General features: G+C 66.7%; 20 protein-coding genes and 1 tRNA gene. 11 read left to right on the forward strand and 10 right to left on the reverse strand.

Annotated elements, in window-relative coordinates:
- Nucleotides 1-73: 73 nt before the first annotated feature.
- Nucleotides 74-730, reverse strand: coding sequence for a TetR/AcrR family transcriptional regulator (locus tag M7H19_RS10695; RefSeq protein WP_298180408.1), 657 nt, complete (start codon nucleotides 728-730; stop codon nucleotides 74-76).
- 76 nt (nucleotides 731-806) lie between these two features.
- A complete protein-coding gene (locus M7H19_RS10700) occupies nucleotides 807-1,274 on the reverse strand; it encodes an FxsA family protein (RefSeq protein ID WP_298180351.1) in 468 nt (155 codons plus the stop codon).
- 60 nt (nucleotides 1,275-1,334) lie between these two features.
- Between M7H19_RS10700 and M7H19_RS10705 the strand changes: the two genes are divergently transcribed.
- Nucleotides 1,335-1,721 carry an NUDIX domain-containing protein gene (locus M7H19_RS10705; protein ID WP_298180354.1) on the forward strand — a complete coding sequence of 129 codons (387 nt, stop codon included), beginning with the start codon at nucleotides 1,335-1,337 and terminating at the stop codon, nucleotides 1,719-1,721.
- A gap of 125 nt (nucleotides 1,722-1,846) precedes the next feature.
- Here the strand turns inward: M7H19_RS10705 and M7H19_RS10710 are convergent, their stop codons facing one another.
- Genes M7H19_RS10710 through pdhA form a run of 3 tightly spaced genes read right to left on the reverse strand, consistent with a single transcriptional unit; the run spans nucleotide 1,847 to nucleotide 5,584 of the window.
- Nucleotides 1,847-3,310, reverse strand: coding sequence for a dihydrolipoamide acetyltransferase family protein (locus M7H19_RS10710; protein ID WP_298180357.1), 1,464 nt, complete (start codon nucleotides 3,308-3,310; stop codon nucleotides 1,847-1,849).
- Between the two features lie 10 nt (nucleotides 3,311-3,320).
- Nucleotides 3,321-4,373, reverse strand: coding sequence for an alpha-ketoacid dehydrogenase subunit beta (locus tag M7H19_RS10715; protein ID WP_298180359.1), 1,053 nt, complete (start codon nucleotides 4,371-4,373; stop codon nucleotides 3,321-3,323).
- On the reverse strand, nucleotides 4,373-5,584 hold the full coding sequence (gene pdhA / locus M7H19_RS10720) for a pyruvate dehydrogenase (acetyl-transferring) E1 component subunit alpha (protein ID WP_298180361.1): 1,212 nt from the start codon (nucleotides 5,582-5,584) through the stop codon (nucleotides 4,373-4,375). The genes M7H19_RS10715 and pdhA overlap by 1 nt, the downstream gene beginning before the upstream one ends.
- Nucleotides 5,585-5,955: 371 nt before the next feature.
- Here pdhA and M7H19_RS10725 point away from each other — a divergent pair, with 371 nt between their 5' ends.
- From M7H19_RS10725 to M7H19_RS10765, 9 genes are all read left to right on the forward strand, one after another.
- Complete coding sequence (locus tag M7H19_RS10725; RefSeq protein WP_298180363.1) at nucleotides 5,956-7,383, forward strand: M20/M25/M40 family metallo-hydrolase; 1,428 nt, start codon at nucleotides 5,956-5,958, stop codon at nucleotides 7,381-7,383.
- 105 nt (nucleotides 7,384-7,488) lie between these two features.
- Nucleotides 7,489-8,307 (forward strand): basic amino acid ABC transporter substrate-binding protein, encoded by an 819-nt coding sequence (locus M7H19_RS10730; RefSeq protein WP_298180365.1) that lies wholly within the window; start codon nucleotides 7,489-7,491, stop codon nucleotides 8,305-8,307.
- A 114-nt stretch (nucleotides 8,308-8,421) separates the two neighbouring features.
- Nucleotides 8,422-9,231, forward strand: coding sequence for an amino acid ABC transporter permease (locus M7H19_RS10735; RefSeq protein ID WP_298180368.1), 810 nt, complete (start codon nucleotides 8,422-8,424; stop codon nucleotides 9,229-9,231).
- Nucleotides 9,231-9,986 (forward strand): amino acid ABC transporter ATP-binding protein, encoded by a 756-nt coding sequence (locus M7H19_RS10740; protein ID WP_298180370.1) that lies wholly within the window; start codon nucleotides 9,231-9,233, stop codon nucleotides 9,984-9,986. Before M7H19_RS10735 ends, M7H19_RS10740 begins: the two co-directional genes overlap by 1 nt.
- Nucleotides 9,987-10,094: 108 nt before the next feature.
- Nucleotides 10,095-12,455, forward strand: a complete 2,361-nt coding sequence (locus M7H19_RS10745) for an oxidoreductase (protein WP_298180372.1) — start codon at nucleotides 10,095-10,097, stop codon at nucleotides 12,453-12,455.
- Nucleotides 12,456-12,550: 95 nt separating this feature from the next.
- Nucleotides 12,551-12,718, forward strand: coding sequence for a hypothetical protein (locus M7H19_RS10750; protein ID WP_298180374.1), 168 nt, complete (start codon nucleotides 12,551-12,553; stop codon nucleotides 12,716-12,718).
- Between the two features lie 169 nt (nucleotides 12,719-12,887).
- On the forward strand, nucleotides 12,888-14,762 hold the full coding sequence (locus M7H19_RS10755) for an NHL domain-containing thioredoxin family protein (RefSeq protein WP_298180378.1): 1,875 nt from the start codon (nucleotides 12,888-12,890) through the stop codon (nucleotides 14,760-14,762).
- A gap of 88 nt (nucleotides 14,763-14,850) precedes the next feature.
- Entirely contained in the window at nucleotides 14,851-15,204 is a 354-nt protein-coding gene (locus M7H19_RS10760; protein ID WP_298180380.1) for a co-chaperone GroES, read from the forward strand.
- A 19-nt stretch (nucleotides 15,205-15,223) separates the two neighbouring features.
- Complete coding sequence (locus M7H19_RS10765) at nucleotides 15,224-16,489, forward strand: peptidoglycan binding domain-containing protein (RefSeq protein WP_298180382.1); 1,266 nt, start codon at nucleotides 15,224-15,226, stop codon at nucleotides 16,487-16,489.
- Nucleotides 16,490-16,588: 99 nt separating this feature from the next.
- On the opposite strand, the gene M7H19_RS10770 is transcribed toward M7H19_RS10765, so the two are convergent.
- From M7H19_RS10770 to M7H19_RS10785, 4 genes are all read right to left on the reverse strand, one after another.
- Nucleotides 16,589-16,864 carry a GlsB/YeaQ/YmgE family stress response membrane protein gene (locus tag M7H19_RS10770; protein WP_298180384.1) on the reverse strand — a complete coding sequence of 92 codons (276 nt, stop codon included), beginning with the start codon at nucleotides 16,862-16,864 and terminating at the stop codon, nucleotides 16,589-16,591.
- 158 nt (nucleotides 16,865-17,022) lie between these two features.
- Complete coding sequence (locus tag M7H19_RS10775; RefSeq protein WP_298180386.1) at nucleotides 17,023-18,867, reverse strand: acyl-CoA dehydrogenase; 1,845 nt, start codon at nucleotides 18,865-18,867, stop codon at nucleotides 17,023-17,025.
- Between the two features lie 176 nt (nucleotides 18,868-19,043).
- The gene (locus tag M7H19_RS10780) at nucleotides 19,044-19,811 is read right to left on the reverse strand and encodes a response regulator transcription factor (RefSeq protein ID WP_298180388.1); all 768 of its coding nucleotides are present in this window, start codon (nucleotides 19,809-19,811) and stop codon (nucleotides 19,044-19,046) included.
- A 291-nt stretch (nucleotides 19,812-20,102) separates the two neighbouring features.
- Entirely contained in the window at nucleotides 20,103-20,837 is a 735-nt protein-coding gene (locus M7H19_RS10785; protein WP_298180390.1) for a VanZ family protein, read from the reverse strand.
- A 297-nt stretch (nucleotides 20,838-21,134) separates the two neighbouring features.
- On the opposite strand from M7H19_RS10785, the gene M7H19_RS10790 reads away from it, so the two are divergent.
- Complete coding sequence (locus M7H19_RS10790) at nucleotides 21,135-21,560, forward strand: pyridoxamine 5'-phosphate oxidase family protein (protein ID WP_298180392.1); 426 nt, start codon at nucleotides 21,135-21,137, stop codon at nucleotides 21,558-21,560.
- A 150-nt stretch (nucleotides 21,561-21,710) separates the two neighbouring features.
- Here the strand turns inward: M7H19_RS10790 and M7H19_RS10795 are convergent.
- Nucleotides 21,711-21,784: transfer RNA gene (locus M7H19_RS10795), tRNA-Gly, on the reverse strand.
- Nucleotides 21,785-21,811: the final 27 nt, after the last annotated feature.

Genomic DNA, 21,811 nt, shown 5'->3' on the forward strand with positions numbered 1-21,811 from the left:
TCACCGGTACTCGAAACAGTTCGTCACTACTTAGTGACTGATCAGGGCAGCTTTGTGGCTGGTCAGGGGCCAGTCACTCTGTCGGACGCCAGACGGCGCCCTCGACCAGGTCGTTGAAGCCCAGCCAGGTGAGGTTCATCAGCCACGACGCGAGCACGCCTTCGGGCACGTGTGGGTTGTCGAGCCACCAGTCCGCCAGTGACTCGGCCGCTCCCACCAGGGCGGCGGCCATTCCCTCCCCGGAGAACTCGGCCTGCGAGGCCAGGCCCCGCCGACTTCCCGCCGACACCACGAGATCCCGGACGAGGTCGACGGCACGGGTGCGTAGCGCCGTGACCTCCTCGGCGAACGGGTCACCCGAAGTGAGCGCGTGGCGGTGCAGCACGATCCACGACTCGCGGTACTCGGCGACGAACCCGTAGAACGAACGCAGGCCGTGCCACAGTTGCATGTCCGGCGGCACGTCGAGCCGAATACCGTTACGCACGGCTTCGAGCAGCCGATTCGACTCTCTACGGACGCAGTGACCGAACAGCTCCTCTTTCGCACCGAGATAGCTGTAGATCATCGGCTTGGACACGCCGGCGACTTCGGAGATGACGTCCATCGACGCCATGTGGTAGCCGTGCTGCGAGAACACTTTCACCGCAGCGTCGAGGATCTGCTTTTCGCGGACCGCTCGGGGCAGTCGCTTAGCTCTTTCGGACGAGCGCCGTACGTCCTGCGCCACCAGTACCTCCCGTTGTCCGGCCAAACGCTACCTGACCAGGACATTCGGGCCATAGACGCGGGGTGTTCCCGAACGGTCACTCGGACTCGATCACACGATGCTGTGGTGGGTCACGACGATCATCGGGGTCGGACACGACCTCACTGTCCACCACGATCACGCGGCCGCCGCGCGTGAACCCCCGAGGCCGCAGCGGGACACGCCGTTCCAGCCTCCGCAGCCACATGCGACGCGCCACTTTGCGGGTAGGAGGCAGCAGCAACAACAGACCCGCCACGTCGGTGATGAACCCCGGCACGAAAATCAACAGACCGCCCAGGCCGACGAGCATGCTGTCGGTCACCTCGTTGTGCGGCGAACGGCCGGACCTGGCCGTCTCCATGACCGCCCGGACCGCCTTACCGCCCTCGCGCCGAGCAAGCCACGAGCCCACGAGCGCACCGGCGAGCAACAGGGCCAACGTGGCCAACACGCCGATGGCCGACGCGACGGCCCAGATCGCCGCTATCTCGGCGATCACCCAGAGCAAAAACATGGCGGCCATACAAATACCAACGTACTCGCCCGCCGATTTGATCCCACGGCGCGGTCCTAGTCTTCTCCCGTGCGCAGCATCGACAAAGTGGCGTGGGTCAGGATCGAAGACGGTCGTGTCCTGGCCGCCCGTTCCCGGGACAAGGACACCTACTACCTGCCCGGCGGCAAACGGGAGACCGGCGAGGCCGACATCGACACGTTGGTCCGCGAGGTCGCGGAAGAGCTGTCCGTAACCGTCGTGCGTGGCACCGAATCGCTCGTGGGGACTTTCGAGGCACCCGCGCACGGCCAGGACCCAGCGGTCGTGGTGCGGATGACGTGCTACACCGCCGACTACGAGGGCACATTCGAGCCGAGCAACGAGATCGAGGAACTGCGTTGGCTCGGCCCCACCGAACGCTTGCTCATGTCGCGTGTGAGCCGATTGGTCCTCGACCACCTGTTCGCGGCCTGACTTCCGGCGAAACCGCATGTGGCGAGGTGAACCGGCGCCACTTTCCACCACGGACGACCCCGGCCCGTCGAAGGGAAGTCCCTCGACGGGCCGGAGCGGTCGGTGTCGATACCCGGTTCAGTACGTCAGTACGTGATCGCCACGGCCGGGTCGGCCAGCAGCGCGCCCACGTCGGCGAGGAACTGCGAGCCCTGCTGCCCGTCGATCACGCGGTGGTCGAAGCTCAGCGACAACTGCATCACCTTGCGCACCGCGAGTTCGCCGTCCACCACCCACGGCATGTCCCGGACCGCGCCCAGCGCCAGGATGGCCGACTCGCCGGGGTTGATGATGGGAGTGCCCCCGTCGACGCCGAACACGCCGACGTTGGTGATGGTGAACGTGCCGTTCAGCATGTCCTGCGGAGGCGTCTTGCCTTCGCGGGCCGTGGCGGTCAACTCGCCGATGGCCCGCGAAAGCTCCGCCAATGACATGGAGTCGGCGTCACGGACCTTGGGCACCACGAGGCCCCGCGGCGTGGCCGCCGCGATACCCAGGTGCACGTAGTCCTTGTAGACGATCTCGCCCGCGTCCTCGTCCCACACCGAGTTGATGTCCGGAGTGCGCTTCACCGCCAGACAGACCGCCTTGGCCGCGAACGCCAACGGCGTCAACTTGACGTCGGCGAACTCGGGGCGGCCCTTCAGTTTCTCGCGCAGCTCCATCATGGGCGTCACGTCGACGGTGAGGAACTCCGTGACGTGCGGCACGGTGAACGCGCTGGTCACCATGGCCTGTGCGGTCGCCTTGCGGACACCTCGCACGGGCACACGGCGTTCCCGAGTGCTCGGGTCGACGGCGGGGCGTGCCGCGGAGGCCGAGGTCGCCGCGGTCGGCGTGGCCTGCATGGTCGACGCCGTCGGCTGTGTGGTGGCGCCCTCGGCGACCCGGAGCACGTCCTCGCGCGTGATCACCTCGCCTTCGGTCGCCCCCGGCATCGTGCGTAGGTCGATGCCCAGTTCCTTCGCGAGTTTGCGCACCGGTGGCTTCGCCAGCGGCACGTACGCCGAAGCGGCGGCGGGCGTCGGAGATGCCGCCGGGCCGGCCACCGAACCGACCAGGTCGTCGGCGGCCGCGCGCGGTTTGACGACCTGCACGGTCTGCACCGGTTCGGGGGCGGGGGTCCGTGCCGCGGCCGCCGCCTGCTTGCGCGGCCTGCGCCTGGCCGGTGCGGAACTCTTCGACCCGTACCCCACCAGGGGTTTCATCTCCTGCTCGTCCTCGCCGCCGGAAGCGTCACCTCCGGACTCGGCTTGAGCGGGCTCGGCCCCGTTGTCCGACGACGACGGACTCGCCGTGCCGTTCGGATCGACGTCCACGGTGAGGATGGGCGTGCCCACCTCCACGGTCTGGCCCGGTTCCACCAGCAACTCGGTCACCACACCGGCCCACGGGATCGGCAACTCGACGGCGGCCTTCGCCGTCTCGATCTCCACGACGATCTGGTTGACCGTCACCTCGTCACCGGGCTTGACCTTCCAGTCGATGATCTCGGCCTCGGTCAGCCCTTCGGCGGTGTCGGCCAGAGGGAACTGCTTGTACTCGGGCATAGTCCCCTCCTCACCAATCCAGAGCGCGGTCGACGGTATCGAGAACCCGGTCGAGGTCCGGCAGGAAGTGCTCCTCCAACTTGGCCGGCGGGTACGGCGTGTCGAAGCCGGTCACCCGCAGCACGGGCGCCTCCAACGAGTAGAAGCACTCCTGCTGCACCCGCGCGGCGATCTCGGAGGTCAACGACGACTCCGCCGACGCCTCGCTGACGGCGATCAACCGACCGGTGCGGCGCACCGACTCGAACACCGGCTCCAGGTCCATCGGCGACAGCGCGCGCAGGTCGATGACCTCCAGCTCGGTGCCCTCCTCCGCGGCCGCGTCGGCCGCGTCGAGGCACACCTGCACCGAGGGTCCGTACGACACCAGTGTGGCCGCCGTGCCTTGCCGCACGGTGCGCGATTTGAACAGCGGGTCGGGCGTGGCCGACGGGTCCACCGGTGCCTTGAGCGCACCCGAGTGGTAGAGCTTCTTCGGCTCGAAGAGCAACACCGGGTCGTCGCACCGGATGGCCTGCTGGATCATCCAGTAGGCGTCGACGGGGTTGGAGCACGACACGACCTTCAGCCCTGGGATGTGCGCGAACAGCGACTCCGGCGACTCCGAGTGGTGTTCCACCGCGCCGATACCGCCACCGAACGGCACCCGGATCACCACGGGCACCTTGATGGCGCCCTGGGTGCGGTAGTGCAGCTTGGCGAGCTGGCTGGAGATCTGGTCGAAGCCGGGGAAGATGAAGCCCTCGAACTGGATCTCGCACACCGGCCGGAAGCCACGTACGGCCAACCCGACCGCGGTGCCGATGATCCCCGATTCGGCCAGTGGCGTGTCGAGCACGCGGTGCTCGCCGAAGTCCTTCTGCAAACCGTCGGTGATGCGGAAGACGCCGCCGAGCTTGCCGACGTCCTCACCCATCACGATGACCTTGTCGTCGGCCTCCATCGCGGCCCGAAGTCCCGCGTTGAGGGCCTTGCCGATGGTGAGGTTCTGCACGTTCGCGGCTGTCCGGGCGTCTGCGGTCGTGGGGTTGGCGGATTTCACGGGCTGAGTCGGCGCTGCCATCAACGCTCACCTCCGTCGGCGAAGCCGGAGAGATAGGAGAGATATTCCTCGCGCTGGGCCTCCAGCTGCGGTGACGGTTCCGCGTAGACGGCGGAGAAGACCCGCTCGGGCGGCGGGTCGGGCATGTTGAAGCAGTAGTCGCGCAGTTCGGCGGCGAACCGGTCGGCCTCCGCCTGCACCTCGTCGAAGAACGCCTGGTCGGCGCCACCGGTGCGGGACAGGTACGCACGGACCCGCTCGATGGGGTCTTTGAGCTTCCACGTCTCCACCTCGTCCGCCAGCCGATAGCGCGTGGGGTCGTCGGTGGTGGTGTGGGCGTCCATGCGGTAGGTGAAGGCCTCGATTAGCACCGGGCCGTTGCCGCGGCGGCACTCCTCCAATGCCCAGCGGGTGACGGCGAGACAGGCGAGCACGTCGTTTCCGTCGACCCGGATGCCGGGGAAGCCGTAGCCGCGGGCGCGCTGGTACAGCGGCAGTCGCGATTGGCGCTCGGTGGGTTCGGAGATGGCCCACTGGTTGTTCTGGCAGAAGAACACCAGTGGCGCGTCGTACACGGCGGCGAACACGAAACCCTCGTGGACGTCGCCCTGGCTGGTGGCGCCGTCACCGAAGTAGCAGATCGTGGCCTCGGCGTCGGGATCGTCACCGACCTTGCCCTCGAATTTCTGCCCCATCGCGTAGCCGGCGGCGTTGAGCACCTGGTTGCCGATCACGATGGTGTACGGGTGGAACCGGTGCTCGCGGAAATCCCAGCTGCTGTGGTCGGTGCAGCGGAAGATGCCGAGCAAGTCCTTGAAGTCAACACCGCGGGTGTAGGCCACGCCGTGTTCGCGGTAGCTGGGAAACGCCATGTCCTGCGGTTTCAGGGCGCGACCGGAGCCGATCTGGGCGGCTTCCTGGCCGAGTAGCGGGACCCAGATGCCGAGTTGGCCCTGGCGCTGCATGGCGTTGGATTCGCGGTCGGCCCGCCGAACCAGGACCATGTCGCGGTAGAGACCGCGCAGTGCCTCGGCGTCGACGTCGGTGACGTAGGGGTCGAACTGCGCCGACGGCAGGCGTTCGCCTTCGGGGGTGAGGAGCTGGGTCAGTTCAGCTCCGCCTTCGGTGGTGGCTCGTAAGCCCGCTATCACCTGCTCTGGGGACGGCTGCGCCGCTGTCGCGGCCGATCCGGCGCCAGATTGCGGGCGCGTCCACTGTTCTGGGGACGACATCGCATCTCCTTGGTGTCGTGCCGCGTAGCCGCTTGTGGCGGCCGTTGCGGCGCGCCGCCGGCCACCTGCGCGCACCTGGGTCCGAGAGCGCTGGGTGCCCGTCGGCGTTGACGGTTCACGCGCTCATCCTGGCATGGAAATCGGTGTTGTGAAGAGACCCTGATGCCCACTTCTTGGTTTTGCCCGGTTGCTGAGCTGCGAAAACGCTTGGACCACCGATGGTGCAACCGCCGAATTTCGTAATTACGAGCAACGGCGGGACCTGTGCGGTCATGGGTCGGACACGCTCTGTGAAACGTTGTTACGAATCGTGGCGTCGAGAACCGGACTAAACTCTGTGAAGGCAGTCACTCGCCCCGACGAGTGGCACGATGGTGCGCGTGGAACTGGCGAAAGTGAAGAGCTCGGTCCGACAGCTGTGGGCCGACGACGTGTTGCCCAGCCTGTCGGAACTCGTGTCGATCCCGGCGTTGTCCCCGGTCTTCGACGCCGACTGGGCGAAAAACGGTCATCTGGACGCCGCCGTCGAGCACGTGAGGGCGTGGCTGGCCGCCCGGGAGATCACCGGCGCGCGGGTTGACGTGGTGCGCCTGCCGGGCCGTAGCCCCGTGCTGCTGTTCGACGTGCCCGCCACCGAGGGCGCCGAGGACAAAGGCACCGTCCTGATGTACGGCCACCTGGACAAGCAGCCACCGGTTGGAGGGTGGTCCGAGGGACTCGGGCCGTGGACTCCCGTGATCCGCGACGGCAGGCTCTACGGGCGTGGCTCCGCCGACGACGGCTACGCCGGGTACGCGGCGACCGTCGCGCTCGAGGCCGTGCGCGCGGCCGGTGGGTCGCACGCACGCATCGTCGTGCTGCTGGAGACGGGTGAGGAATCCGGTAGCCCCGACCTGCCCGCCTACCTCGACCACCTGAGCGACCGGCTCGGCCGTGTCTCGCTCGTCGTCTGTCTCGACTCGGGTGGCAACGACTACGAGCGGCTCTGGCTGACCACCAGTCTGCGGGGGTTGGCCCAGGTCCACGTCACCGTGCGGGTGCTCGACACCGCGCAGCACTCCGGGTTGGCCAGTGGTGTGGTGCCCAGCTCGTTCCGCGTGTTGCGGGCGCTGCTCGACCGCATCGAGGACGTCGAGAGCGGAACCGTCAAACTCGACGAATGCCACGTCGAGGTCCCGGCCAATCGGATCGACGAGGCGCGGGCCACGGTGTCCTCGGCGCCCGGCTCCTTCGCGAGCCCGTTCCCCCTGCACGGCTCCACCCGGCCGGTCGTGGACGACGAGGTGGAACTGCTGCTGAACAACACGTGGCGTCCGACATTGTCCGTGATCGGCGCCTCAGGTCTGCCCGAGCCCGCGGAGGCGGGCAACGTGCTGAGGTCGGGCACCACGTTGGCGTTGAGTTTCCGACTCCCGCCCACAGCCGATTCGCAGGCCGCTCTGGCCGCCATCTCCCAGGCTCTCACCACCGACGTTCCGTACGGGGCGACCGTGGAACTGTCGGGAGTGGAGGCCGCCGACGGTTGGAACGCGCCCGAGCTGTCGCCGTGGCTGGCCGGGGCGTTGGAGAAGGTCAGCGACGAGGTGTTCGGCAAGCCGTACGGGAGCATGGGACTCGGCGGGTCGATCCCGTTCATGGGTCTGCTCGGCGAGAAGTACCCTAAGGCCCAGTTCCTCGTGACCGGTGCGCTCGGGCCCGATTCGAATGCGCACGTGCCCGACGAGTGGTTGCATCTCGACTATGCGCAACGGGTCACCGAGGCGGTCGCCACCGTGCTCGATGCGCACGCCACCGGCTGAGCAACACCGGTGCTGCAGACCTGTAACAAAGCTAATGCTGTGCATTAGCTCCTTCAGGTGGCACGATACGTGGACTGGCCGGTCTGGACTACTAGGAGTTACAACGTGGCGCGTCGATTCACAAGGGCGCTGACCCTGCTGCCAGCCTTCGCTCTCGCTGTCACGGCAGCGAGCTGTGCGGAGGAGGTCAACACCGGCGGAGACAGCGAGGCCGGTGGTGAGATCACCCTGGTCAACGAGGGCAAGTTGACCACCTGCACCCACCTGCCCTACAAGCCGTTCCAGTTCACCGAGAACGGCGAGACGGTGGGCTTCGACGTCGACCTCGTGGACCTCGTCGCCGAGGAACTCGGTGTCGAACAGGAGGTCTTCGACACCTCCTTCGAAAGCATCGAGTCCGGCGCGGCGTTGGACACCGGCCAGTGCGACCTCGCCGCCGCGGGGATGACCATCACCGAGGCGCGGCAGCAGGTCATGGACTTCTCCGAGGGGTACTACGACGCCCACCAGGCTCTGCTGGTGAAGAAAGGTTCGGACATATCCGACATGTCCGACCTGAAGGGCAAGGTGCTCGGCATGCAGCTCGGCACCACGGGCGAGAAGTACGCCGAGGAGCACAAGGAGGAGTTCGGCTACACCACCCGGCAGTTCGAGGACTTGGCGCTGCTGCAGACGGCGGTGAAGACGGGCCAGGTCGCGGCCGGTATCAACGACGATTCCGTGCTCTACGACTACGTCGAGAACAACCCCGACGTCGAGATCACCACGGAGTTCGACACGGGTGAGGAGTACGGTATCGCCGTCCGTAAGGGCAACGGCGCGCTGCTCGCCAAGATCAACGAGGTGCTGGACGCCGCGAAGGACGACGGCCGCTACGACGAGATCTACGAGAAGTGGTTCGGCCAGAAGCCGGAGTCCGAATGACCGGGTGACCGACACCCGGGAGCAAGTAGCCACTGTGCACCATGGTGGGCACCGGTGCGGGCCGGGTAGCGACCGACGAGCCCGCACCGGCCGTCCTTTTGAGGAGTTAGTCGGATGGCGATGTCGCGGCGCAAGCGCGCGCAGATGATCCGCGGTGGCCAGTACGCCGTGCTCGTGCTGGTCCTGGCGTTGCTGGTGGTCCTCGCCGACTGGGGAACCATCAAGGACGCGTTCTTCAACGTCGAGGCCGCGTCGGCGCAGTTCCCCGAGATCCTGAGTACCGCGTTGGTCAACACCATCGTGTACACGGCGCTCGGATTCGGGTTGGGGCTCGCCATCGGAACGGTGCTCGCCCTGATGAAACTGTCGTCCGTCGGCCCCTACCGCTGGCTGGCGACGCTGTACATCGAGTTCTTCCGCGGTATCCCGGCGCTGTTGGTGTTCATCGCCCTCGGTTACGGGGTGCCGCTCGCGTTCGGCATCCGGTTCGACATCTACTCCACCGCCGCGATCGCCCTGGGGTTGGTCGGTTCCGCCTACATCGCCGAGACGCTGCGCGCCGGCATCCAGGCGGTGCCCAAGGGACAGATCGAGGCGGCGCGGTCGCTGGGTATGTCGCAGGCGAGGACCACGACCACGGTGGTGATCCCCCAGGCGTTCCGGATCATCCTGCCGCCGTTGACCAACGAGCTGATCCTGCTCACCAAGGATTCGTCGCTGATCTACCTGTTGGGCCTGGCGCGGGAGGAGTACGAGCTGGCCAAGTTCGGCCGGGAGGGGCTGAACGCGACCGGTTCGCTCACCCCGATCCTGCTCGCCGGGGTGTGTTACCTCATCATCACGGTGCCGCTGGGCTATCTGTCGCGGTACCTGGAACGCCGTAGTGGCCGCAAGGAGGAGCAAGGGTTGAAGGTGACGGCCTGATGAGTGACGTGATCGTCGAAGTCTCCGACCTGCGCAAATCCTTCGGTCAGTTGGATGTGCTCAAGGGCATCGATCTCCAGGTGCGGCGCGGCGAGGTCGTGTGCATCATCGGGCCGTCGGGTTCGGGCAAATCGACTCTGCTGCGTTGTGTGAACCTGTTGGAGGAGCCGAACTCCGGCAAGGTGGCGGTTAACGGGTTCGAACTGACCGATCCGGACGTCGACATCGACCGGGCGCGGCGCACCATCGGCATGGTGTTCCAGGGCTTCAACCTGTTCGGCCATCTGTCCGTGTTGGACAACCTCACCGTGGCCCAGCGCAAGGTGTTGAAGCGGGACAAGGCCGAGGCCGAGCGCATCGCGCTGGACAACCTCATCAAGGTGGGGTTGTCGGACAAGGCCGGCTCGATGCCTGCGCAGTTGTCCGGTGGCCAACAACAGCGGGTGGCCATCGCCAGGGCGTTGTCCATGGACCCCGCCGTGATGCTGTTCGACGAGCCGACGTCCGCGCTCGACCCGGAACTCGTGGGTGACGTACTCGCGGTGATGCGTCAGCTCGCCGACGAAGGCATGACGATGCTCGTGGTCACCCACGAGATGCAGTTCGCCCGCGAGGTCGCCGACACGGTGCTGTTCATGGACGGCGGAGTGGTGGTCGAGCAGGGAGCACCGAGCCAGGTGATCGGGAACCCGCGGCAGAAACGCACACAGACGTTCCTGGCCCGCGTCCTCAACCCCGTCCACGTGGACGAGTAGTCCGGCAGCCCCCGTGACGCCGCGCATGGAACTGACCGCGCACGGCGATCGTCCCACTACAAGGTGACCGGCGCTCGCGCTGTCCGGGGACGAACGAGGGAGGTACCCATGCCGACGATTCGGTGGCGTCCTATGTCGTCGGGGAGCAACTCCGACGACGGGTTCGACAAGGACGGCGTGGGTCCCGAGGACTTCGACGCGTTCGATCCCGAGCCCATGCCCGAGGCGGAGATCGACGCGGAGGAACTGCTGAGACCGCTGCTGGAGCCGGAAAGCGGCGGATTACTGCGGTGGCGGAAGCAGGCGCCCCAGGCGCCGATCCTGCGGCTCGACAACTACTACATCAAGGGCAGGCTGGACCTGCGGGCCGCCGATCTGGATGTGTTGTTCCGGTTCGAGAACTGTCGATTCGAATATCCGCCGGACGTGCGTGAGGCGAACCTGCTGGGCCTGTCGTTCCGCCGATGCTGGTTGCCGGGACTGAAGGCCCGGAACTTCCGCAGCCGCAACGACGTGCGCCTCATCCACTGCGTCGTGGAGGTCGACGCCAGCAAACCCGAGGAGGGCACCGACGTTCTGAAGAACAGAACGGACCGTGGGATGCCCAACGCGGCCGTGAACCTCACCGACGCCGTGGTCAAGGGTTCGGTGATCCTCACCAGAAGCACGATCAAACACCCCAAGGGCAAGGCTTTTCAGGCCGACCGGCTGGAGATCACGGGCGCACTGCTGGCCTACCGGCTCACCACCGAGGGCGAGATCCGGTTCCCCGGGCTGCGGGCCGGCGGCAACGTCAACTTCTCGGGCGCCCAATTGGACAACCCGAAGGGTTTCGCCCTCAACGGCAACGGGATCGCCGTGTCGGGAAGCCTGCTGTGCGAGACGGACAACTACGGTCCCGCGGGTAAGGCGCAGCCGTTCTCGGCCAACGGCTTGGTGTACATGCCGAGCATGCGTGTCGCCGGTGACCTCGTGTTCAAGGGCGCGCAACTCAACGTCGACCCCGCGGGCGAGATCCTCGTGGACGCGTGGAAGACCGGCGACTGGTACATGGACCCGCACCCGGCTTTCATCGCCGACCGCATGTACGTCCACGGCAACGTCGAGATGGGCGACGGGCTCCGCGCCACCGGAACACTGCGGATGGTGAACACCCATGTCGGAGGGTCGTTGCGGCTGGCCAAGGCCAAGGTCACCGTTCCCCGCAACGTCAATCCGCCGGACCGGGCGATCCACCTCGACGGCAGCGAGATCAACGGTGATCTCGAAAGCAGCAATATCCGCACCCGGGGCCAGTTCCGGCTCGCCGACGTCACGGTGAAAGGCAATGTCTTCATCCGAGGCGGTGATCTGTCGCACGCGAATCGGGACGTCGTCTCGGCGCGGCGTAGTCACGTGTCCGGGAACGTCATGCTCACCGAGTGCGTCATGAAGGGCACCGTCCGACTTCAGGGCGTGACGGTGGGCGGCAGCATCGACTTGCGGAACACTCGCATCTCCGCGCCGGAGCGGGAGGAATCCGGACAGTGGGGCGTGGACCTGCGTTCGGTGCACGTGGCGCGGAGTGTGCTGTTGCACAGCCGTTTCGAGGAGTCGTTCCGCAGCGACGGCGGAGTGACCTTCGACGGCGCCGTGATCAAACGGCGAGTCAGTATCGCCGGCGCGGTGTTGCGGGCGGGCTGGGACGGGCTGGCCCTGGACGCCGGTGACACCGTGGCCGAGGAGTTCGACCTCACTCCCGCCGAGGTGCCCCGGGGCAGGGTGTCACTGCGCGGGGCCCATTGCGGAACCTTGAGCGACAACGAACAACTGTGGCATGCAACCGGCGGGATCGAGCTGGAAGACTTCCGCTACGACGCTCTCGACCATCCCATCGACCTCAAGGACGATGAGCAGATCGAGCAGCGCCTGGAGTGGTTGCGGCATGCGATGCGCGGCTACCGGCCCGGCCCCTACGACCAGTTCGCCACGATGCTGCGGGAGTGCGGGAACGAAGAACACGCCGACACCGTGTTGATGAGGAAGCAGCAGTACCGCTACGAATCCCTAGCTAGGGGCTACGGCTGGTTCTTCGGCTCGGGCGTGCGGTTGTGGAGCTGGCTGCAGCGGTGGATGGTCGGTTACGGTTACCGCCCCGTCCGCGCGGTGACGTGGTTGTTGGCGTTGCTCATTGGGGGCAGCCTGTGGTTCGGGCTCGGCAGCGACGACTGCGCGAAGGACACGGAGAGGTTCGTCGTCATCGGCGAACGTTGTGCGGTCAACGCCGACGACACGGGACTGGAGTGGAATCCCGTGCTGTACACGGTCGACCTGCTGGTGCCCATCGCCGACTTCGGCAACAAGGGACGTTGGCACATGGCGGATGAGGACAAGTGGGTGTCCACGGGTTTCATCGCGATGGGCTGGGTGCTCGTCACCACGGTCGCGGCGGGTGTGACCAGGACCCTGCGGCGCACCAACAGCAACTGAATCGGGTGAAGCGGGACACGGGTTCGTAACACCGCACGTGACGGCGGCGATGAGGCAGGTGTCGAATCCGTACCTTTCGTGAAGTCCACGCCAACATGCGATACGTCAGTTCGCTCGTCGTCACCGTCCTCGTCGCCGTTCTCGTGTCCGGCTGCTCGGGTCGGCAGGCCGTGCCGTCGAACTCGACGCACCCGAAACCGTCGTCCCAGACTCCGACGGTGACGCTCACCGAGCCGGCGGGTGGACCCACCAGGGCGCGTTGATGCCGTTTTCTTCGCAAGTGGCTCGAAAGTGGCATAGTCGTCAACCGAACCCGCCCCGGGAAGAGCCCCGAGCGTGGTCGTGTTGACTACGGGTGTGAGTGCTGTGTCTTCTCAGCCGCCTTCTCAGCCGCCCTCCCGGCCGTCCGCTCAGCCGAGTTCGCGTCTCCACGTGCGCGCTCCCGAGCTGGCCGGAGACGCCTGGTGGAACACGGGCGGACGGCCCCTGACGTTGGCGGGCCTGCGCGGCAAGATCGTGCTGTTGGATTTCTGGACGTCGGGCTGCATCAACTGCTTGCACGTGCTCGACGAGCTGCGCCCGCTGGAGGCGGAGTTCGCCGACGTGCTCGTGACCATCGGTGTGCACTCGCCGAAGTTCGCTCACGAAGGTGACCGCGAGTCCGTCGCCGCCGCCGTCGCACGCTACGGCGTGGAACACCCTGTGGTGAGCGACCCGGACATGAGCCTGTGGCAGCAGTACGCCGTGAAGGCGTGGCCGACCCTCGTGGTCGTCGACCCCAAGGGATACGTGGCACACGTCGCCGCGGGCGAGGGACACGGTGACGCGCTGCGCCGGGTGATCCAGGACCTGGTGACCCTGCACGAGGGCAAGCAGACGTTGCGGCGCGGTCCGCTCGACTGGGCCGAGGCCGCGCGCGCCGACGCCGGAACCGACGAGGCGAGTGGTGTCGACGGGTTGCGGTTCCCGTCGAAGGCCGTGGTGACCGCCGAGGGGCGGGTCCTGGTGGCCGACACCGCCAACCACTCCGTCGCGGAGTTCGCCTCCGATGCCGAGACCCTGCTGCGCCGCTTCGGTGACGGCAGGCGCGGCGCGGTGGACGGGGCGTTCGACGTGGCGCGTTTCGCCGAGCCGTCCGGGCTGACCCTGCTGCCCACTCACATCGCCGACAAGGTCGGCTACCACCTGTTGGTCGCCGACACGGCCAACCACCTGCTGCGCGGCATCGACCTGCGCACCGGCGCCGTGCGAACGGTGGCCGGAACGGGACGGCAGTGGCGGGACGGCGGCGACTCCGGTGCGGCCACGGAAGTCGATCTCACAAGCCCATGGGACGTGCGCTGGTGGGACCCCGCCGGTGGCGTCGTCGTCGCGATGGCGGGCAACCACACGCTGAGCCTGTTCGACCCGGTACGGGAAACGATCTCGCGGTTCGCGGGGACCACGGTCGAGGGGTTGCGTGACGGTCCCGTCGACGAGGCGTTCTTCGCGCAGACCTCCGGCCTCGCCGTGGCGGGTGAGAGGCTGTGGCTGGTGGACGCCGAGACGTCGGCGCTGCGCTACATCGAACGCGACCCCGATAGCCGTGACGAGGACACCCCACGGTTCGTGGTGGGCACCGCCGTCGGCTACGACCTGTTCACCTTCGGGCACCGCGACGGTCCCGCCGACAACGCGCTGTTCCAGCATCCGGTGGGGGTCACCGTGCTACCTGACGGCGCCGTCGCGGTGGCGGACACCTACAACGGTGCCGTGCGTCGGTTCGACCCGGCCACCGGCGAGGTGACGACGCTGCTCCGCGACCTCGCCGAACCATCGGGGCTCGTGGTGACTGACAACGGTGTGCTCGTGGTGGAGTCAGCGGCGCATCGGCTACGCCCGTTCGGGGGCGACGAAGCTGAGAACGCCGGTGGGGAGACCGTAGACGGTGACGAACTCGCCGTGCGCAGGCCACCGACGGTGCTCGCGCCGGGCCGGGTTCAGCTGTCGGTGACGTTCGTGCCGCCTCCCGGTGAGAGACTCGACGACCGCTACGGCCCGTCCACGCGGCTGGAGGTCAGCGCTTCGCCCCCGGAACTGCTCGTCGAGGGCGGAGGCGTCGGCACCGCCCTCGAACGCACCATCACCTTGGCCGAGGGCATCGAGGGCGGGGTGTTGCAGGTCGTGGCGCAGGCCGCCAGCTGCGCGTCCGACGTCGAACACCCGGTGTGCCGTATCACCCGACAGGATTGGGGTGTACCCGTACGGCTCGATTCGGACGGAGCGGGAGGATTGCCTCTCGTCATGGCGGGAACTCCGTCCGAGTAGCCTGGGTTGCCGTACCGCTTCGCACGGCCCGTGCGCTCGGTGTTGTCCCAGGGCATACCGAAAATCCAGTCCCCCTACGCGACGTAGCATGAATCCCGTGTCAGAAGCCAACGAACCACTCACTTCGGATGCGAAGCTCGAGATCCAGATGCTGCACGACCGTGTGCTCGTGCGGGTGCCGTCCTCAGACGGCGAGCGACGCAGCACCGGCGGCATCGTGATCCCGGCGACCGCGCAGGTCGCACGGCGGTTGTCCTGGGGCGATGTCCTGGGAGTGGGTAACAACGTACGCAACGTCAAGGTCGGTGACCGGGTGCTGTTCAACTCCGAGGAACAGCTGGAGGTCGAGATCCAGGGCGACGCGTACCTCGTGATGCGGGAACGCGATATCCACGCCGTGGCCAGCGAGCGCACGGAGCACGGGACGGGCCTGTACTTGTAGGCGGCATCGGGAGGCGCCCGTGGACGGTCGGGACGATCGGAGGGAGTACACCCACGAGACCTCCGACACCTCCATCATCTCCGCCACCTACGCCACCTACGACACTGACTTCGTCGACGAACTCCTCCGAACGGATGGGCCGCACACCCGTGTGCGGCCCATCCGTCGTCTTCAGCGTGGTGTCGGGAACCTTCTCGTGGTTCTCGGGGCACTCACCGGGCTTCTGGCCGTGGCTTATGTGGTCGATTTCGTGGCGAGTGCCGGGGAGGTGCCTCGGGGCGTCACGGTGAACGGGGTGGCCATCGGCGGCCTCGGCAAGCAGGAAGCCGAGAAGGTGCTGCGCCGGGAACTCGGTCCTCGCGTGGCGGAACCGATCGAACTGCGCGCCGATGAGACCGTGGTGCCTCTCGACCCCCGCGAGGCGGGTCTTACCGTCGACTGGTCGGCGACGGTGGAACGCGCGGGGCAGCAGCCGTGGAACCCGTGGACGAGAGTGATGTCGTTCTTCCGCGACCGGGAAACACCGCTGGTGACGGTCGTGGACGAACAGGCCACGTGGGCGGCGCTGAGTGATCTCGCCGATCGGCGTATCAACCGTTCTCCCCTCGACGGCGGCATCGGTTTCCAGGCCGGCTCCTCGGATGCCGACGAGCAGGATGCTCAGGGCGCGCAGGGTGATCAGGGGGATCAGGGTGCTGTACGGCCGTACGCGATCGAGCCGAGGGCGGGTGTCCGGGTTTCCCACTTGGACACCGTTGTGGAGGCCGTGCGTTCGCGTTGGCCCCTGCTCGGCCGGGTCGACGTCCCCGTCGAGTCGATAGAGCCGAGGTTGACGTCGCGGGCCGTGCATACCGTGTTGGAGGAAACCGTTCGTCCACTGTTGGCGGGGCCGATCCTGCTGCGAGGGGACGGTGTGGAATCGGTACTGCTCCCTCAGGACATTCGCAGGGCTTTCGAGTTCGAGATCCGGGACGGCGAACTACACGTGGCGCTCGACCACGCGGTGTTGCGGGCCGCGGTGAGCACGGAACTGCAGTCCGGTGAGAAACCGGCGCGCAACGCGGCTCTGGTGTTCGGGGTGGCCGGGGTGTTCGGCGACGGTGACTCCGGGGTACTGCCCTCGGAACCGGGAAGGCGGATCGACTGGGACCGTACGTTCGCCGGACTGACGCAGGCCGTCACGAGACCGATGGAACCGGGCAGACGAGAGGCGCCGGTGGTCTACGACACCGTGGAGCCCGCCGTGACCACCGACGACCTCCAACCGCGAACCACGCCCAACTGACGCCGTGTCCGCAGGTTGTGCAGCCGTGTCCGCAGTCTGCGTAGTCGTGTCCGCAGGTTGTGTAGCCGTGTCCGCGGACTGTGCAGACGCGGGGTTGCGTCACGCCTTGACTCGTTTCCGGGGATACATGCCCGCTACGAGCGAGACACCGATCGCGGCCAGGACGAGTTGGGTGATGAACTCCAGCCAGTCCCACCCGGAGGTGTCGGCATAACCGAGTCCTCGGGCGATCGCCGTACCAATGAAAGCGGCGGCGATGCCGACGGCGACGGTGAGCCAGACCGGGATGTTCTGCTTGCCGGGCAGGATCAACCTCGCGAGGACACCGAGCACCAAACCCACCAGGATCGCGGAGATGATTCCTGAAATCGTCATGGTGCGCGCTCCGTTCGAAAGCCGGGGTCAATGACCCGATAGAGGTACCCGCCCGTATCGGTCGTTAACCGCATGCACACGAAGGGCCACCTCCCGCCCTGTGTCGAGGGGGAAGGTGGCCCTTTGACAGTGATGCCGTGACCGGCCGAATCGGTCGATCAGAACGCGGCTTCGTCGACCTCCATGAGGTCGTTGTCGGCGGCCTCGACGATTGCGCGCCGGGCGGAGAGCTCCGGCAGCACGTCCTTGGCGAAGAACGACGCCACGGCGACCTTGCCCTGGTAGAACGGCACGTCCTTGGCGGAGGCGCCGTTGTCGAGCTTGTCCTGGGCGATCTCGGCCTGCTTGAGCAGCTGCCAGCCGACGAGCAGGTCACCAGCCGACATCAGCAGCCGCACGGTGTGCTGGCCGACCTTGTAGATGTTGGTCACGTCCTCCTGCGACGATGTGAGGTAGCCGATCATCGTGCCGAGCATGCCCTGGACGTCGTCCAGAGCCTGCTTGAGCAGGGCGCGCTCCTTCTTGAGGCGGCCGTTGCCCGCTTCCGACTCGATGAACTTCACGATCTCGCCGGCGATGTAGGCGAGCGCCTGCCCCTTGTCGCGGACGATTTTGCGGAAGAAGAAGTCCATCGACTGGATGGCGGTGGTGCCCTCGTACAGCGAGTCGATCTTCGAGTCGCGGATGTACTGCTCGATGGGGTAGTCCTGCAGGAAGCCGGACCCGCCGAGGGTCTGCAGCGACTGGATGAGCTGCTCGCTGGCGCGTTCGGAGCCGACACCCTTGACGATGGGCAGCAGCAGGTCGTTGACGCGCTCGGCCAGGCTGAGCGACTCGGCGTCGCCCTCCTGGGTCCACACCTGGTCTTGGAACGACGCCGTGTACAGGTAGACGGCGCGCAGGCCCTCGGCGTAGGCCTTCTGCAACATCAGCGACCGGCGCACGTCCGGGTGGTGCATGATGGTGACCCGCGGTGCGGTCTTGTCGGTCTGCCGGGTGAGGTCCGGCCCCTGCACGCGTTCCTTGGCGAATTCCAGCGCGTTGAGGTAGCCGGTGGACAGCGTCGCGATGGCCTTGGTGCCCACCATCATGCGGGCGTACTCGATGACCTGGAACATCTGTGCGATGCCGTCGTGCACATCGCCGAGCAGCCAACCCTTGGCGGGGGTGCCGTGCTGGCCGAAGGTGAGCTCGCAGGTCGTGGAGACCTTGAGGCCCATCTTGTCCTCGACGCCGGTGACGAACACGCCGTTGCGTTCACCGAGTTCGCCGGTTTCCGAGTCGAAGTGGAACTTCGGCACGAGGAACAGCGACAGGCCCTTGGTGCCGGGCTTGGGTTCGATGCCGGGGCCCTCGGGGCGAGCCAGCACCAGGTGCATGATGTTCTCGGTCATGTCCTGGTCGGCCGAGGTGATGAACCTCTTGACGCCCTCGAGGTGCCAAGAGCCGTCTTCCTGCTGGATGGCCTTGGTGCGGCCGGCGCCGACGTCGGAACCGGCGTCGGGCTCGGTGAGGACCATGGTGGCGCCCCACGCACGGTCGATCATGATCTGGGCCCAGCGCTTCTGTTCCTCGGTGCCGTTGCGGTCGAGGATCATGGCGAAGTTCGGGCCCGCCATGTACATGTACAACGCGGGGTTGGCGCCGAGGATGAGTTCGGCGGCGGCCCACTGCACCGTGGGGGGCAGGCCGTAGCCGCCGAGGTTGTTGGTGAGGCCGATCCGCCACCACTCGCCGTCCCACAGTGCCTGGTAGCTGGCCTTGAAGGACTCCGGCAGGGTCGCGGAGAAGGTCTTCGGGTCGTAGACCGGCGGGTTGCGGTCGGCGTCGGCGAACGAGTCGGCGAGGGGGCCGACCGCGAGGTTGTTCAGTTCGGACAGCACGCCGCGGGCGGTTTCCTCGTCGGACTCCGCCAGCACTCCCTTACCGAGGCGTTCTTGAACGCCGAGTACCTCGAAGAGGTTGAACTCCAGGTCTCGGACGTTGCTCTTGTAGTGGCCCATGTCGTCACTCCGTACGGGTTGTTCGGCATTCCGGCTGGGCACTTCCTGTCGCCGACAGGACACGCGGATGACACTGCCCTACTGGCCGGTAACATGAGGATACTACCAACCGGTAACAGCAGGCGAGTGCCGCGGCGGGACTGTGACCCGGGCGTCGCGGGAACGTGCTGTACGAATCAGGGCTGAGGAGCCTGATCCCTACCCGTCCGAACGGGGCTCACCGGGGTGGCCGGAGTGGTGAGGAGAAGACCTGAGCGGAACGCCTTGCTCACCGCGTGGGTGCGGTCGCGTGCCCCCAGTTTGCGCAGGATGCTCTTGACGTGGGTGCGCACCGTCTCCACCGACAGATAAAGTTTGTCGGCCACGGCCGCGTTCTCCAGGCCGTCGGCGATGAGCTGCAACACCTGGTATTCGCGGCGGGACAACGGCATGTTCGGTCGCGGTGGGCCCCCCACGGCGTCGGTGGCGTCGACCGTCCGCTGCGTGGGCACCAGCGCGGCCAGCGTCGGATCGGTGTAGCGGCGTTCGACATAGGTTCGACGGATGCCGTCGGTGAGTTGCCGTGGCTCGGCCGACCGGGGGAGAGCGCCATGGGCCCCGGCGGCTATGACGGTGGCGAGATAGGTGGGTGTGCGCTGAGCCTCCCCCACCAGCACCACGATCACCATCATCGGGTGGCCCTCGGCCAGCAAGCGGGTCAGATGGCCGAGCGGGTCGAGTGCCGAATCGATGAGCACGATGTCCGGGCGCAGCTGCTCGCACATCTGGATACCGGAGTGGTGGCTCCCCGCGTGGCCGGCCCAGCGAAGACCGTGGGCACGCGTGACGACCATGCCCAGGCCCTCGCGGAAGACCGGCACCGTGTCCACTGCTGCGACGGTCAACATGTGGGTCGTTCTGTCCATGCCGTTGATGCCGCGCGCGGCATGTGCGCCGTATGACATCCCGTCCTCCCTCCGCACGCTCGACTCCAGCGTGCTCGCTCCCCTGTATGGGGTATTCCCGCTGGGCTGAAGCGGTTACACCGAACCACAGCAGTTACACCGAGTAGAGCGACGCCTTGGTCGGAAGTGTGCGTGGTCTCGCCCCGGTTGCTCCGGCTTCGAAACCATGCACCCGGCGAAGGGCTCGTGTTCCAGGCCACTAGCCCCTAGTCTGTGATGGACCACACAAAAACGGCATCAAGGGAGATGGCGTGCAACTGGCTCTGGTCTTCGGTGGCGTGGTGTTCCTCCTCATCGCGGCCGCGGCAACGGTTGTGTACGAGGATCAACGGGAGGAACGGAGACAGGCCCGCCGACGGCGGGAGCACCTGATACGGCTGGGCGAGGCAGAACCATCACCGGTGTCGTCGAGATTTCCCGTGTTCGGGTTGAGGCGTCCGCCTTCATGAGTCGCCGCAGAACCAGGAACAGCGAGGCCCCGACTCCGCCGAGCGCGGCACCCGCCGTGTTCGCCATCAGGTCGTCGACGTCGAAGATGCGGTAGACGTACGGCGCGGTGCCGAAGACGGCCGTGATCTGGGTGATCTCCACCGCCAACGATGCCGCCAGGCCCGTCAGCGTCGCGCAGCGAACGCCGCGCCGCCACAACAACACCACGAACATGCCCAGGGGCACGAACAGCAGCACGTTCATCGCCAGCTGCTGGAAGGTCTGGGTGAAAAGCGCTTGGCTGTGGGGCAGCCCGTACTTGTCCAACTCCGTGGCGACATCGGCGACCCACTGGAACGGCACCGGTTGCACCGTCTGTGTCAGTCGCGCATCGCCCGGCGCGGGCAGCGGCAACAGCACCACGGCGACGGCCAGACAGGTGTACAGGGTGACCGCGGCGGAGGTGACGACGCGCCTGGCGTATACGCGGCCGAACTTCGCGTGGTGGCTGATGAGCTGAGGTATGAGCACCATGCTCCACACGACGAGGAAAGCGAGCAGCCCGTACATCAACGCCGTTTCCTGTGCCTCGGTCATGGCTTCGACGCTATGGCTCGCGCACGGTGCGTTACCTCGGTCAAGTGGGTGTGTTTGCGGACGTACCTCGGCCATCCGGCCGATGACCGTTCGCTCGGGCAGGACATGCGTACCGCACTCCAGCGCTGAAGGTGAAGGGAAAGACTTTCGCCCGACTTCGAACCGAGGCCCCGTCATCGTGTCCGCAGCTTGCGTCGTTGTGTTCGCACCGCACGATGCGAACACGGCTACACAGCCTGCGGACACGAATTTTTTCGGAGCCTGTCGAGTGGCTTTCGGCGGAGTAGTTTCGGACACATGGCGTTGTCTGTTGAAGAACGCGAACGATTCCTCGCAGAACCCCATATCGGTGCGTTGTCGGTGGTCGAGGACCCTGCTCGTGCGCCGTTGACGATCCCGATCTGGTACCAGTACACCCCGGGCGGAGAGCTGTGGGTGCGCACGGGACCCGACTCGCGGAAAGCACGTGCGATCGAGGCTGCCGGACGGTTCGCCCTGATGGTTCAGCGAACCGATCCGACGGTCCGTTACGTGTCGGTGGAAGGGCCGGTGACCGGGATCGTCCCGGATGACGACGCGTCGGCCCGCGAGATGGCCGCGCGGTGTCTCCCGCAGGACAAGGTCGACGGCTTCGTGGAGTACGAACGGACGCATCTCGGCGAACAAGTCATCATCCGCATGCGTCCGGAGCACTGGTTGTCCGCTGACCTGGGTGCGTTTTGAGCGAGGGCGTCGGGAAAGCCGCTTCACGCGGACGGGATTCGCGGCGCACTGCCCGGGTGGGGTATGGCGAAGCCGAGTCATGACAGAGTTATCGCAAGTCATGACAAAGGCCCGGGTCCAAAGTGGGAACCCCGGCCCGGGCCTTGAGTTTGGAGCGGATGACGGGAATCGAACCCGCATTCTCAGCTTGGGAAGCTGATGTTCTGCCATTGAACTACATCCGCAGGCAACCCACATGATATACAGCCGCG

It is taken from the genome of Saccharomonospora sp. (genome assembly GCF_027317685.1).
In the GTDB taxonomy this organism is placed as follows: domain Bacteria; phylum Actinomycetota; class Actinomycetes; order Mycobacteriales; family Pseudonocardiaceae; genus Saccharomonospora.